Here is a 14,601-nt window from a genome sequence, read left to right as displayed (position 1 = left end):
GTTTTTTGAAATGTTTGACAAAAATGTAGATAAGCGACTCGAAAACGTGCGAGTGGCTAATGGCAGTAGGCTGGAGCTCGGCGTGTTCGGTTCGACACTTAAAAAAATCGTTGTTGGTGCCGTTCTGCTGGGTGGTCTTGCAGGGTGTGGGGCAAGTGGCCCTGAAGCTTTGTATGGCTTGACTGCGCCGCGCGATGTTCCTGTTAAAGTCCGTGCCTCTGATTATCAAATGCTTGTGGCGACACCTGTTGCTCTTCAGGCATTGGATACGAGCAATATTGCTGTGACACAGGGCGGTGGCCCAATTTACTCCTACTTCCCGAAGGTGGCATGGACAGACACACTGCCGCGCGTCTTTCAGGCGAAGCTCGTTGAGACGCTGGAGAACACCGGCAAGCTGCGTGGGGTTTCGCAACCGGGGCAGGGGTTGTTGATCGACTACCAACTGCAAACCACTCTGCGGGCTTTTGAGCTGCAGGTGGACGGTGGTGACAAAGCTTATGTGGAAGTGGCTGCACGCATCGTGGATGACCGGGATGGCCGCTCCATCGGCATGCGTGTGTTTGCGGCGAGTGTGCCGACAACTGGCGATACGGTCACTGATGCAATTCCGGCACTTAATGCTGCCTCAGACAATGTGCTTGCCCAGATCACCAGCTGGTCTATCAACACTGTCGGTCGCATCCCCCGCGCAAAGGCCGCTGCCAAACGCGCTGCACTGAACAGCCAGCAGGACGCAGGCAAGCGGCAAGTGGCTGCTGCTGCACCGGCTGCGATCGAGGTCGCAGGGACGACGAAGTAGGCGGGTTCAAATCCGGTGTTTATCGACGCGCTTCAAGGAGTTCAATTTCGACGAATGCGCATTCGAAGTTGTTGGCGTTGATGACATCGTGCTCTACGCCAATCTCTTTGAAGTATGGAACTCCGTTTTGCATAGCGGCTTCCACTGTTTCCCCATTGCCTAAATTGATTTCCAGAGTGCCATCGAAGAGCGGGACTACGATGTAGTCGTAGGCATGACGATGCCAGCCCGTGTTATCTCCGCGTTGTTTGAACCGCCATTCGGCGACTTTTACGCGGTCATTCTCGATCAGAATTGTTGGTTTTGCCGAGCCCGTTGATGAGCACATGACACTCTCCTTTGTTGTGCATGTGCTCATGGTAGGGACGGGTTGGAAAAGAACATAGGACCAGCGCTTGGTAGCTTGGATGTCAGCTTCGCTTAGGCTGGGCTTCTCTCTTTCTTGGTTTGCCCCGACAAGACATATTGCAAAACGAGATCATCTCGGTGCTTTGCCAGTTCTTGCATGGATGTGTTTTCCAATGAGGCTTTCACGCCGTCTTCCAGTGTATCCACCACCTCTGGTGTGATCCTTGGAGCGCCCAGATCGTCCCACCAGCTTTGGAAAGGACCGCCGAGGTGATCACAGAACGAACGGATACCGCCTTCACCGCCGCCCAGATGCAAGAGTGTGTTTGGACCCATAGCGGCCCAACGGAGGCCGGGGCCGTAAGCAACGGCCTTGTCTATATCCTCGACGCTGGCGACACCTTCCATCGCCAGGTGAATAGTCTCGCGCCAGATTGCTGCCTGTAGCCGGTTTGCAATGTGCCCGGGAACTTCTTTGTTGAGGCGTACGCAAACTTTGCCAATGCTCTCATAGAAGTCTTTTGCTGATTGGAGTACGCCAGCATCCGTTTTCTCATTGTCCATCAGCTCGACCAATGGGATGAGGTGTGGTGGATTGAACGGGTGAGCCAGAATGAAGCGACTTGGATTGTTAAATCCTGCCTGCATCTCAGAGAGCTTCAAGCCGGAGGTTGAGCTACCAATGATGACTTCTGGTTTCAGGTGTGGTTCGATCTGCTGGTAGAGCCCGTGTTTGATCTCCAGCCTCTCCGGCACGCTTTCCTGAATGAAGTCGGCGTCTGATACTGCTGCCACAGGGTCGTTTGTAAACCGTAATTTTGATGTGTCACCGGCATGTTGCCATCCAAGTGCAGCAAGCGTTTCTGCGGCATTTTTTACCAGAGCGGTCACCCGGTCTTCTGTTTCCGGTGAGGGATCATAAACTGTGACTTGCCGACCCGTGGCTGCAAACAGCGCTGTCCAACTCATGCCAATTGTTCCGGCCCCGAGAATTGCGATGTTTGGGTAGTTCATGTCAGCATTCCTTGCGTTGCCCGATGAGAAGGAGCTGCTCAGCTCAATGCGGAGGTGTGCCCGATACACTGACGCAGGTAAGGAGAACTACTATGATGTTGATTTCTGGGTCAATTTAACAATTTGTACCAAGGCGTATGTATCGTGCTCTGGAAAACAGAGATGCTTGTTCAGGCTACTCACATCTGGCCTTAGTCTGCCAGTGCTGATCTTGCTGCCTGGCGTATGGCTGTTGTGAGGGGAGCTATTGTGTGGGCTGTTGCCCGGCTTGTATGCCAGAAAAGTTTTGTGTCGTATGGCGTGTCCGGGATCAGCTCAATCAGCTTCCCTTGCTCAATGAGTGGATCGACCAGAATGCTCGGGTTCATGCCCCAACCGATGTGATTGACTGTGGCGTCGATAAACGCCTGAGGGCTTGGGAGCCAATGGGTGTTTGGGAAAATGCTCTCTCCAAATACTGCGCGCAACCATTCTGTCTGTAGCGTATCTTTGATGTTGTAGGTGAGCGCAGGTGCGAGCTTCAGTGCATCAAGGGTGACGCCTTTCGGGAACCATTGCTTGACGAAAGCCGGACTTGCTGTCGCCCGGTAACGCAGAGCGCCCAAAGGAAAGCAATCACATCCGCGTATGGGGGTAGGTTCCGCGCTGACAGCGGCCTGAACTTCCCCGCGTCGCAACCAGTTTGCGCTGTGGTCTTGATCGTCAATCTTCAGGTCGAACAGAAAACCATCCACCTGTGCGAGTGCATCTATGAACCACGTGGCAAGGCTGTCTGCGTTGACTGCTATCTGGAGGCTGGTCAGGTTGCTGGCCTCGCTCGAAAAGCCAATTTGCTCTTTGACCTGTTTCTCCAGCAATGCAACTTCGTTAGCGTGTCGAAGCAGCACTTCTCCCTGAGTGGTGGTGACACATGGTGTACCTCGTATTATGAGGACGCAACCAAGCTTCTCTTCAAGGGCCTTCAGGCGCTGAGATACTGCGGATTGCGTGATGCCGAGGTGTTGTGCTGCTCTCTCAAATGTACCAGTGGTGAGGATTGATGCGAATGCGGCCAGTTGTGCTCGGTCAAAATCCATTAGAATCTCTAATGTAGAAGAAGGTATTTGAATTTTACTAATGATGAAGGGCGAGGTAGTCAAGTTGGCAATGAGTTCCCAATTCCTCTCTTAGGAAACCCAATGTCAGTCTTATCAGTTGCCTTTTCCGGCTTTTCTCTTGGTCTTAGTTTGATCTTCGCAATTGGCTCACAAAACGCTTTTGTGCTGAGGCAGGGCTTGCGAGGAGAGCATGTTTTCCTGACCTGCATCACATGTGCTGTTAGTGATGCCTTTCTGATTACGGTTGGAATATCCAGCCTCGCGGCAATATCTGCGACAATTCCCGAGTTAGAGCCATTTCTACGGTATGGCGGGGCTGGCTTTCTGGCTCTTTACGGTGCTCGCAGTGCTTTGTCCGCGATCAGAGGAGGGGCGGTTCTCAGTCCGGATGAGGGCAAAACAGCAGGGATTGTCGGTACACTTGTTGTGGTGTTGTCGCTTACGTTTTTGAACCCACATGTCTATCTGGATACAGTGCTGCTTGTCGGGTCTGTTGCCAGTCGCCATGAAGGTGCTGAGTACATTTTTGGCATGGGGGCTGTCGTGGCGTCCTTCGTGTTCTTCTTCTCCCTGGGATATGGCGCCCGTTTGCTGAGACCAATATTTGCAAATCCCGCCTCCTGGCGGGTTCTTGATGGTGTCATCGCTGTTGTCATGTGGGCCATTGCGTTTGCTCTGGTGAGCTGATTGCCGCAACCGCTTCTGACGAGTTCATAGGGCATCTGATCGCTAACAGGTCTCATTCTCTCGTTTGTACAGGGAGGCCCGTGTCAGAGGCATCCCGGAGAAGCTTTTTGTTTTTCGGGTTGCGACGGTCTGGAATATTTGTGCGGAACCGCGTTCAAATGCCAGTGAGACTCCTGCCAGATACAGCGCCCACATTCTGAAGGTTTCTTCTCCCACCAGAGCGATCGCCTCCTCCTTGCGTGACATAAGCCGTGTTGCCCAGTGGGATGTGGTGTAAGCGTAATGTTCCCGCCAGCCTTCTACATCGTGCACTTCAAAGCCTGTGGCCTCGAGGTTGCGGAGGCTCATGCCGATGTGGTCGAGCTCTCCACCGGGAAAGATGTAGCGGATCAGTGCTTTGTATTCGGCAGGCTTTTTCCTGAATTTCTTCTCTGTGCGCTTGCCTGGTCTTGTTATGGCATGGTGCAGGTAGATCCCGCGCGGCTCCAGCAGACGCTTGACGGCTTGGAAGTATCCTTCATGATTGGCAAGGCCGACATGCTCAAACATGCCGATGGACGAGATTTTCGTGAAAGTGCCGGAGAGTTTGGAGAAGTCCTGCAGTTCGATTGAGACACGGTCTTCCAAGCCACGTTCTGCTATGATTTTGCGACCCAGCAGGACTTGCTGCTCAGAAAGGGTCACGCCCTTCGCTTTGACGCCGTAGTGCTCTGCAGCATGGCAAATGAGAGCACCCCAACCACATCCGATATCCAACAGGTGGTCTCCCGGTTCCAGTCGCAACTTTCGGCAGATCATATCCAGCTTGTCGCGCTGTGCCTGATCCAGTGTGTTTTCGGCCTTCGTGAAATAGGCGCAGGTGTAGAGCATTTGTTCATCAAGGAATAACGCGTAGAACTCATTTGAGACATCATAGTGGTGGGCGATATTGCGTTTGTTTGAGGTCTCGCTGCCATCACGGGCACCTTCTCCTTTTACCTCTGAACTAGCACGGCGTTTTGAGGGGGCGAACAGAAAGGGCAGGACTGCTTTTGCGAGTAGGCGACGGTTCAGGTTTTTGGCGAGCTTGCTTGCTTTTCCGGGTGGGCGCAATTCTGCCATCTCAAAGAGGTTTACCCCTTCGATATCGACCCGCTTTTGTACCCATGCATCAACAAGTGTCTCAATCCTGGGGCGTCGCAAAAGGGCCGAGATCACACCGGGATCATTGATTGCAATAATTGCTTGAGGCGGATTGGCAGGAACATGTGTGCCATCCCACAACCGGAACCCGAACTTCAGCTGCATTATTGAGTGGATGTGTTCCAATGCGCTTTTTAAGGAATTTCGCCGCCACGTTGCCTGCATCGCTCTTTTCCGCCTTTGCTCTTGTGAAGCACACCCTATCGCTTCCTCTGAGGATCAAACATCCCCGAGTTGTAGGATGCGATTGAGAGAGTTTTAGGGTCGGAGACCACAGGATCTGAGAGGTATGAGGGGGGGCAAGGGCAACGAGTACGGAGACCGGTGTTATTGTGTCGGCCTAACAAAAAAGGCTCCTGAAAATCTCAGGAGCCTTTTTTGAGTTTGAATGTCAGCAGTGCTTAGTCGAAGCGGCCACTTGCGTGAGCAAGCATGGTGTAGACCTTGCCGGTATCAGAGGTCAGGTAGGTCTGACCGAGCTGATTGTCGCTGTCGCTTCTGGAGACCTGAGACAGGAGTTGCTCGAAGTCCTGAATGTAACGCTCAACTGCGCTGCGGAATTCAGGATCGCGACCGTACTTCTGGCGGATCTCGTCGAAGGTCTGCTGACCTTGCAGGGTGTACAGGCGACGGGTGAAGACATCACGTTCGCCACGCTTGTAACGCTCCCACAGATCCACAAAGGTTTCATGATCAACTGCACGAGCAATGTCCATGCTCAGGGAGTTGAGGGATTCAACCATGTGCTGCGGGGTGCGTGCGTTTGCTGTGTCACGCGGATGTCCGCCCATTGTGTCTTCATCGTCTGAAGCGCGGCGGAGCAGGTCGCTGATCCAGCCCTTGGATGTGCCGTTTCCCTGCGGTGCAGCCGCTGGTGTTGGCTGCGGACGCTTTGCGCGTGGAGCTGGTGCTTCCATGCGGCGAGGGCTTGGCGCCATACGTGCTGGCTTTGCGCCGGTTGCTGCAACTTGCTGCAGGGTTGGTGCTTCAGCTGCTGCGTACTGGCTGGTCGCTGCCACTGCTGCCGGAGCTGCATTGACTGCACGTGCCGGTTCAGCTGGCGTGGACACATCGAACTGAGAGGACTGGCGGGACACGATTGTGGAGAGTTCCTCCAGTGCCTTCACCTGTTCGCTCACGATACGGCGCAGTGCAGAGGTAGATGCTTCTGCTTCATCCGGCAGAGCCAGAATACCTGCATTCAGTTCAGAGCGGGTTGCTTCCAGCTCATGGTGCACTGAACGGGCAACTTCACGCATGCGGGATGTTGCATCGGTAAAGCGCTCGGATGCCTCAGTGACGGTGGACTTCATGTCATGAAGGATATCATCGTGGGCAGCTTTAACTGCATCACGTGCCTTCTGACCTTCCATACCAGCGGTCATGCGCATGCTTTCGAACTGCTCAGTCACAGACTTGGTCGCAGCTTCTGCAGCAGCACGGAGCATGCCGGAAACTTCGCGGGCCTTGTCGTCAGCAACTTCAAGCGTATCACCAAGGGTGTTGGTGTAGTTCGCCATGAGCACTTCAACATCAGAGGTTTTCTTGATCAGCGTGTCTGCAACCATTTCGATTGCCATACGGCGGTCTGTGAAGCGACTGTCAACATGGGTGTTGGTTGCTTCCAGATCTGCAATGGCCTGACCGAGAAGCTGGTTCTGGTCTTCCATGCGGCCCGCGATCTTCGCAGCGTCTGCAAGCACGGTATGTGTTGTGTTGCGGAGCTGGCCGACCTGGTTCTCGATGGTGGCGTTTGCTGCTTCAGTCTCGGTAACAGCACGGTCGATCGCGGTTCTGAACTCACCTGCACGGTTTGCGAGGTTGGTTTCAACTTCAGACAGGTTCTCACTTGCGGATGCAAGGATCTGACGAAGGCTTCCGTTGGATGCGTTGAGGCGTGTCAGGATTTCGGAGACATCTGTTTCCAGACGCTCTTTGGTACCTGTCATCACGTTCACAGCCATCCGGGTGCGATCTTCGATGGTGTTGCCGATGCCGTCGATGGTTTGTGTCAGAGCGTCGGTTGCGACTGCACCTTGACGGGTGACGGTCTCTGCAACTTCCTGACCCTTTGTGGAGACTGCGTTGAGCAGGACGTTCATGTTGGCCTGCATACGCTCGCGGCTGTCGTCCAGACGGGTTGTTGCGATGTTGCTGCGCTCATCGATTGCAGTCACAATCTTGTCGCCAGCTTCAACCAAATCGCGTGTTGCCTGCAGACCGTTCTGTGCAAAGCGGTCAGAGACTTCACGGCCCTTCACAGCAACCGCATCCAGAATTGCGTTCTGGACTTCGTTGACGCGTGTGGTGAGGTCATGAGCACGGTTTTCGATGGCAGTGATCAACTCGCTGCCGTCCTTGCCGATGATCTCTGAAAGCTCAGCAGAGCGGCTGCCGAAGGCATCGTTGAGGTTCTCGGCTTTAACCAGCAGCTCGTCTGCCACGGACTTGACGCGGGTGGACAGAGTGCCTGCTGCTTCTTCGATGGTGGTGAAGACGCGAGCACGAACTTCGTCGGTTTCGCCAGCCAGAAGCTTGCGGACGTCTTCTGCAGATTCTGCGAGGATCGTCTTGGAGCGTTCGCTTTCTGCGGAGAGGCGGCCAGTCACCAGCTCGATAGTCTGGGACAGATCACCACGGACCTTGTCGCTTTCGCCGGTGAGGGCGCCAGACATTTCAGCCAGGGTTGCGGTGTACATGGCGCGGGCGTTTTCGCTTTCCACGGCCAGAGCGTTAGCTGCCTGAGCCACAGTGCTGAGAACGCGCTGTGCGACTTCGTCGCCTTCCTTGGTGAGCGTACCGCGGACGGTTGCCATGGCATCGGAAACAGCTGCTGCTGCTTTCTCGCCTTCGCCTTCCAGAGAGTTGCGGGCTTCGCCGATGGAGTTGGAAACAATTTCCTGCAGACGCTCGCCTTCTTTGCTCAGTGTGCCGGACAGCTGCTCTACGCTGCTGACAACCTTCTCGGTTGTGAGGTCACGTTCCTGAGCAAGACGATCGGATGCCTGACCAACGACTTCGAGGATAAGGTCGCGAACACGGGTGCTTTCAGAGCCAAGGGAAGAGGTTGCCTCTGCCATTGCGCTTGTAAGCGTGGTTGCTGCCTTCTCGCTCTCGTCTCCCATGGTGGAGGAGATTGCTTCGAGGCGATCGTTGAGGATCGTTTCGAGAGCTTTGGAGCGGGTGTCGAGTGTTTCTGCAACTTCGAACACTTTGGAGCCAAGAGAAACGTTGATCTCTGCGACCTGCTCGGACAGAGCGTCGGTGAGGTTCTTGGACTGCTGAACGATGATGCTGCCAGCTTCTTCCAGACGACTGTCGAGCGCTTCGTTGATCTCGGTCTGACCGTCGTGGAATGCTTTGGCAATCTCGCGGGTGCGGCTGACCAGAGTTTCAGAGATCTGCTTGGCGCGTGCGTCCAGAGCCTGATCGATGCGCTCTGTGCCGGTGGACAGAGAGTCTGCAAGGTGTTCTGCACGGTCAGAGATGACAGTTGCAGCTGCTTCGACCTTGTCGCCGACTGCCTGATCGAAGGTGGACAGGCTTGTAGAGATTGTCTCTTCGATAGCTTCGGAACGCTGAGCGAGGATTTCGCCGATCTTCTCTGCACGATTGGAGAGAGAGACACCAACCTGTTCCACTCGCTCGGAGAGATTGACCGCAATGATGTCGGTACGATCTTCGAGGATTCTGGAGATGGATTGGGTTTTCTCTTCCAGAGTGCTTGCGATGATGCCAGTGCCCTGTTCGACCGCGTCTGCCAGCTTGGTAGTGCGGCTTTCGATGGTCTCAGTGAGGGCTGCTGCGCGTGTATCGAAGCTCTGCTCAAAGGTGTTGGTGCGTTCTTCGAGTTTCGCGTCGAGTGTCTCGATGCGGTTGTCGAAGGATTCGCCGATGTTCTGACTGCGCAAATCGAGAGACTGAACAAGATCGGAACCGCTTTCGGTAACAACCTGTTCCAGTTCTGCCAGTTTGCTGGCTAGACCATCGTTCAAAGCGCGACCACGGATGTCGAGGGTTTCGGTAATGCGATCGCCGATTTCGGTCAGATCAGCTGTTACGCGCTCACCACGAGAGCCGATGAGGTATGCAAGCTGTGTACCGGTGTCAGCCAGTTTGTCAGCCAGTTCCTCAGTGCGCAGGCCAAGTGCGCCGGTGATGTCAGTTGTTGTGCTTTCAAGAGCGGTCTTGAAGGCGGATGTCTGTTTGCTGATGGTGTCAGCAACTTCTGCACCGCGCTCTGCCAGACGCTGATCCAGCTCAGCACCGTTGATGGTGATGCTCTCATAGATCTGAGTGCTGACGTTGCCAAGACGGTCAGCCAGCTCGCCGCCGCTAACTGTGATTGTGGTGCCGAGTGTGTTTGCCGTGTCATCCAGACGGGTTGCGATGTCACCACCACGCAGAGACAGATCCGCAATGATGCTTTCACCAGCACCGCGCAACACTTCGGAAACCTCAGTGGAGCGGTGGGACAGTGTGTCGATGAAGTCGGTGCACTGAACAGCGATTGCTTCATTGATCTCGCGACCACGGTTTGCAATGCCTTCTGCTGCCTGTTCGCCGGTTGAGCGCAGGGCAGTGTCCAGATTGGTCACACGCTCATCAACGACACCCATCATCTCTTCGGTGCGGCCTGTGATCGTATCGATCAGGCGGCCACTTGTAAGAGACAGGTTGGCGTTGATTTCTTCACCACGGGTAAGGATCTCGTCGGAAAGACGTGTGCTTGCGGAGGTGAAGTGATTGGTGATGCCAGAGATAGAAGTTTCGAGCGTTTCATGCAGCTGCGCGTTTGCACTGCCGAACTGATCGGAAACTGTTGTGACTGTCAGGTTCAGCGTATCTGTCAGCTGAGTATTGGCGGTGTTTACAGTCTCGTTCAAGCTGCCAACACCGGTTTCCATAAGCGTTGAGATTTGTGTGCTTGCGGAATTGACGGTTTCGTTGAGGCTGCCGACGCCTGTATCCAGCGTTTCGGAAATGATCGTGTTTGCAGTTTTGACCGAGTCGGTCAGGCTGCCCACACCGCTGTCCATGATCGTTGAGATCTGGGAGCTTGCTGCATTGACGGTTTCACTGAGGTTGCCGACGCCTGTGTTCAGCGTTTCGGAAATGATTGTGTCTGCAGTTTTGACCGAGTCGGTCAGGCTGCCCACACCGCTGTCCATAATCGTAGAGATCTGGGAACCTGCAGCATTGACGGTTTCGCTGAGTGTGACAACGCCGCCCTCCAAAGCCTCGGAGATATGCTCTTTTGCACCAGAAACAGTGGTGCTGAGACTGGAGACGCCATCTTCCAGAGCTTCTGTGATGTTGGCGGTCGCGCCGGATACAGATGCTGTGAAGTTGGATGCGCTGGTGTCCAGTGTTTCTGTCAGCTGTGCGGATACGCCGTAAACACTCTCGTTGAGATTAGCTACGCCGCTTTCCATTGTCTCAGCCATAACAGAGGTTGTGTTGCTAACCGTTTGAGACAGAAGCTCAACGCCGCTGTCCAGAGACTGGGAGAGTTCGCCGCTAACGCCATCCACTGTACGGGTGATGGTATCGATGCCACCCTTCAAGGTCTCAGTCAGGTTGTCGTTTGCTGTGGTGATCTTCTCAGTGACTTCGCTGGAAGCGGTGAGAAGTGTCGTTGTCAGCTCGGAACCTGCGGTCTCGACACTCTGGTTAATGGATACAACGCCAAGGTTCATTGTTTCTGTCAGGGTGTCGTTCGCACTGTTGATCTGATCGGTCACAGTGGAGGTTGTTGTTGCCAGAGCTTGTGAGAGTTCGGAGCTTGCACTTGTGACGCTTGTGCTCAACTCTGTAACGCCGTTTGAAAGAACAGCACCAATCTGCGAGCTTGCACCCTCAGCAGCAGAGCTGATGGACTGAACGGAAACATTGAGCGTATCGGTGAGGGACGCATTTGCTTCGGTCAGCTGCTCGGTGACGGTTGATGTGGTGATCACCAGTGTCTGTGCCAGCTCGCCGCTGGTTTGCGAAACGCTGGATGTAAACTCGGACAGACCGTTGGTCAGTGTGGAGTTGAGTTCTGTGTTTGCTGCACTGATCTGGCCAACAACTTCACCGGATGTGGTTACCAGAGTTTGTGTCAGGTCAGAGCTTGCTCCAACAAACTGTGCCGTTACAGAAGAGACGGTCTCTTCGATAGAGGCAGTCAGCTCAGTACCCTGTGCCTGCAGAACGCCTTTCATGGCCTCTGTCTGGTCTGTGATGGTTGCAGACAGTTCTGCGCCAGCAGCGCCGAGTGTTGCGTTCAGAGCGTCGCCACGTTCTGCCAACAGGTCGCTGATTTCATTGCCGCGAGTGGAAAGACCCTCAACAATTTCAGTTCCGGTGGAGGACAGGGATGCCGTGATTTCATCGCTGCGGCTTGCCAGATTGTCAACGAGTGCTTCTGAGGTTTCAGAAAGACGGGTGTTGAGGTCTGTACCGCGCTCGGTCAGGTTATCAATGAAGGAGTTTGCAGTAGAGGAGAACTCTTCATTGATAGAAGATCCGCGCTCGTGAAGTGTTTCAGAGAGCTTGGAGCCGGTGTCGGAGAGTGTTTCAACCAGCTCAGAGCCGGTAGAGGTGAGGCGCTCGACATAATCATCGGAGCGAACGGTCAGCGAGGAGACCATTTCGCTACCAGCTTCAGTGAAGCTGTCGGTCGCTTCTGTGACGCGATTTTCGATCTTGCTTGTCATCTGCTCAAGCGTAGCGTCGATCGAACCGGTTAGGCGTTCCCGGGCACGATCAACAGAGGAGGCGAATTCCTCTGATGTGTTCGCGAGCTGTGATGCAAGATTTTCGTGGGAGCCGGAGATGGTTTCACGAACCAGCTCTGCGTTTGCCTGAATGGCTTCACGCTGGCTGACAAGTTCTTCCACCAGACGACGAATTTTCAGTTCGTTGTCATTATAGGAGTTCTCAAGAGAAGAGACCTCCTTATGAATGAGCACTTCCAGCTCGCTGGCACGTGCAATCGCGCGTTCGATGCCGTCGCCCATGGCGGCAGCTTCGCGGCGGATTGCCTGACCAACGTTCAGGATGCTTTCTTTTGCAACATCCTCAGGCTCAGCAAGACGAAGAGCAACTTCTGTCATGCCGCGCGCGACGTTGCGCATTTCCTGTGCTCGCCAGAACAGGAGAGCCATAACCCAGACAAATGCGATTGGAACAACAATAAAGACGGAGATGAGAACCAATGTCGGGTTTTCAAATACGCCTGAGAAGGAGGATGATTTTTCAAGTTGAGCAGCGAATGAGCCCCAGGACATCGCCAAGCCAAGGCTGGCCCAGACAACGGAGACTGCAAATGCGAACCAGAATGGAGCTGCAGACGGCTTGCGTTGCAGAGCAAACATCAGTGAGCCAATGGACTGGCGGTCATCATTACTTGCTGTGGGCGGGCGGCCACCACGGCCACGTTTGCGAACCTGTCTCGGAGCTTGATTTTCTTCTACAAGCTGAGCCAGTTTTTTATCAGAGGAAGGAGCTGTTGTTACAGACTCCGTTGCAGGGCTAGCAGACATTTGCGGGGGTTCCGCAGTGGTGCTCTCCTGTTCACTGGATAAAATAGACTCTTGTGGAGCGCCAAAATCAGCCTGAAGGGCTTCTTCTACCGCTGACAGAGCCACTTCCGATGGAGCTTTCGCCTTCGGGGTGTTCGCCATATCTCGCCTCGCGTCCGTACTCTCTACTTGCCGGTCGTCAGCACATTTTTCGCCTTTTGTGCCGGCGCCGTCACCACAAGGTGTCCGTCCTACGCGAAATACACTCCTCCCAAACAAGAACGCATTTCAGACAACAATAGGTTTGGCCCCATGCAATCCAACAGCTCTGAATTGAGAGCACCGTCGAACTTCTAGGGCCAAAAACAGGGAGTTTTCAGAATCAAAGCGGACCGTTAATGTTAACGGTACCTTAAGATTTAGATTTCCCCACCTTGCAGCTACCCTTAACCTAATGGCACAATCCGGTGGACTGTACAACAGAAGTTGCCGGGATTTTTAGGTGCCCTACGATAAGTCACAGGCAGCAATTTTGGGGGGAACTCACTATGACTAATCGCGAAAATTCTCCAGTCAGTTCTAAAGGTTCCAATCGTCCGAGTCCCACACAACTCAAATGGTTAAGGCGAGGTCTTAACGAAGCAGGTGGAAAGTTACCGCTGTTCGATGAGAGCGGTCGACAAGTGCCAGCTGCAACTGTGCGGGCGTGTATTGCAGCAGGGTGGGCGGAGCCTTGGTTTTCCAACCCGTTGAAGCCGGATTGGCTCGTTTGTAAGCTGACCGATACGGGACGTGCGATGCTGGAGCGTGATGGTAATTCGAAAAATCTTGTTAACCATCTTTAACAGAGCGTCTTGTCAATTTTAACGTGTAATGGCAGTGAGAGCCGGTGACGGGGTCACGAGTCTAGATTTGAATCTGGGCGGTAGGATCTTGTTAACCATGAAATAAAAACCTGTGTTTTCTTTTGGGGACTAGATTCCGTTGCCTATGGAAAATGAGGGGTAGAGTCACTGCAGAGTCTTGGTGGTGGCAGGGTTTGAGTCACTCAAGCGAATCAACTTTCAGAATATCGCGATAACTTTGAGTCACTTGGCTGTATTTGGAGGCCTAACGTAAACTTAGCTATGGAACTACATAAAACTACAAGTGCTATATGTAGGTATCACTTCTCTTCTGTGACGTTTGATGACCCGGATTTGCAAGGTCAGATTCTGAAGATGTTTGCTGATCAGATAGAAGAGTTCCGTCGGGGATTGCACGAGACAATGGGAACAGAAACCCTTTGTGCTTTGCTGCATCGGTTTAAGGGTTCTGCACGCGGTGTTGGTGCGTTTGCGCTTGGGGAGGCTCTGGAGCAAGCTGAGCAGGAAGCTGCGAACGGAACTGTGCCATTGCTAATGACTGTTGAGAGTTGCCTTGCCGAGGTCTCGGCGGATCTCTCAGAGCTGCAGAATTCGTGAAGTATGATTGGCTGCGCGGGTTTGACCATAAGGTCTGGTCCAGAAGTTCTTGAATAGCTGGGCGCCTACATGTATCTGAAGGCAACAGAATAAGCCAATCAGGGTCGGGACGACTTTAAATATGCCAAAGATTACTTTCATCACCTCATCAGGTGAAAGCCATGAGGTGGATGCTGCTGCCGGTTCTACCGTTATGGAGAACGCGATTAAGAACATGGTTCCTGGAATCGAAGCGGAATGTGGTGGTGCCTGCGCTTGCGCGACCTGTCACGTGTACGTGGACCCAGCCTGGAATGACAAGACTGGCGATCCAGAGCCTATGGAAGAAGATATGCTCGACTTTGCTCAGGACGTTCGTGACACGTCTCGCTTGTCCTGCCAGATCCGTGTGACGGACGAGATGGATGGTTTGGTGGTTCACATCCCAGAGAGCCAGAGCTAATCAGCTGTAGAGTTTAAATGAAAAAGGCTGGTCCGATTGGGCCAGCCTTTTTTGTTGT

Annotated in this window: 10 protein-coding genes; 5 read left to right on the top strand and 5 right to left on the bottom strand. The window is 53.7% G+C overall.

Annotation, left to right across the window (positions count from 1 at the left end; all coding sequences use genetic code 11):
* Window positions 1-10 precede the first annotated feature (10 nt).
* Entirely contained in the window at window positions 11-802 is a 792-nt protein-coding gene (locus PsAD5_RS16075) for an ABC-type transport auxiliary lipoprotein family protein (protein WP_208981987.1), read from the top strand.
* A 19-nt stretch (window positions 803-821) separates the two neighbouring features.
* Here the strand turns inward: PsAD5_RS16075 and PsAD5_RS16070 are convergent, their stop codons facing one another.
* From PsAD5_RS16070 to PsAD5_RS16060, 3 genes are all read right to left on the bottom strand, one after another.
* Window positions 822-1,130, bottom strand: a complete 309-nt coding sequence (locus tag PsAD5_RS16070; RefSeq protein ID WP_063292800.1) for a cupin domain-containing protein — start codon at window positions 1,128-1,130, stop codon at window positions 822-824.
* A 92-nt stretch (window positions 1,131-1,222) separates the two neighbouring features.
* Window positions 1,223-2,164, bottom strand: a complete 942-nt coding sequence (locus PsAD5_RS16065; RefSeq protein WP_063289626.1) for a 3-hydroxyacyl-CoA dehydrogenase family protein — start codon at window positions 2,162-2,164, stop codon at window positions 1,223-1,225.
* A gap of 191 nt (window positions 2,165-2,355) precedes the next feature.
* Window positions 2,356-3,240 (bottom strand): LysR family transcriptional regulator ArgP, encoded by an 885-nt coding sequence (locus PsAD5_RS16060; protein WP_063292799.1) that lies wholly within the window; start codon window positions 3,238-3,240, stop codon window positions 2,356-2,358.
* A 102-nt stretch (window positions 3,241-3,342) separates the two neighbouring features.
* Here PsAD5_RS16060 and PsAD5_RS16055 point away from each other — a divergent pair, with 102 nt between their 5' ends.
* Window positions 3,343-3,948 carry a LysE/ArgO family amino acid transporter gene (locus PsAD5_RS16055; protein ID WP_063292798.1) on the top strand — a complete coding sequence of 202 codons (606 nt, stop codon included), beginning with the start codon at window positions 3,343-3,345 and terminating at the stop codon, window positions 3,946-3,948.
* A gap of 42 nt (window positions 3,949-3,990) precedes the next feature.
* Here PsAD5_RS16055 and PsAD5_RS16050 read toward each other — a convergent pair whose 3' ends face one another.
* The gene (locus PsAD5_RS16050; RefSeq protein ID WP_063292797.1) at window positions 3,991-5,295 is read right to left on the bottom strand and encodes a class I SAM-dependent methyltransferase; all 1,305 of its coding nucleotides are present in this window, start codon (window positions 5,293-5,295) and stop codon (window positions 3,991-3,993) included.
* Window positions 5,296-5,531: 236 nt separating this feature from the next.
* On the bottom strand, window positions 5,532-12,800 hold the full coding sequence (locus PsAD5_RS16045; RefSeq protein WP_063292796.1) for an apolipoprotein A-IV repeat region-like domain-containing protein: 7,269 nt from the start codon (window positions 12,798-12,800) through the stop codon (window positions 5,532-5,534).
* A 386-nt stretch (window positions 12,801-13,186) separates the two neighbouring features.
* On the opposite strand from PsAD5_RS16045, the gene PsAD5_RS28330 reads away from it, so the two are divergent.
* The 3 genes from PsAD5_RS28330 (at window position 13,187) to PsAD5_RS16030 (ending at window position 14,543) form a co-directional block, all read left to right on the top strand.
* Entirely contained in the window at window positions 13,187-13,483 is a 297-nt protein-coding gene (locus PsAD5_RS28330) for a hypothetical protein (protein WP_057462642.1), read from the top strand.
* Between the two features lie 282 nt (window positions 13,484-13,765).
* Entirely contained in the window at window positions 13,766-14,101 is a 336-nt protein-coding gene (locus tag PsAD5_RS16035; RefSeq protein ID WP_342585861.1) for an Hpt domain-containing protein, read from the top strand.
* A gap of 121 nt (window positions 14,102-14,222) precedes the next feature.
* On the top strand, window positions 14,223-14,543 hold the full coding sequence (locus PsAD5_RS16030; protein ID WP_063289619.1) for a 2Fe-2S iron-sulfur cluster-binding protein: 321 nt from the start codon (window positions 14,223-14,225) through the stop codon (window positions 14,541-14,543).
* The last annotated feature ends 58 nt before the right edge of the window (window positions 14,544-14,601 follow it).

The sequence above is a fragment of the Pseudovibrio sp. Ad5 genome (genome assembly GCF_001623095.1).
Classification (GTDB): domain Bacteria; phylum Pseudomonadota; class Alphaproteobacteria; order Rhizobiales; family Stappiaceae; genus Pseudovibrio.
Note: the sequence above shows the minus strand (reverse complement) of the source record. Positions and strands in the feature narration are given on the sequence as shown.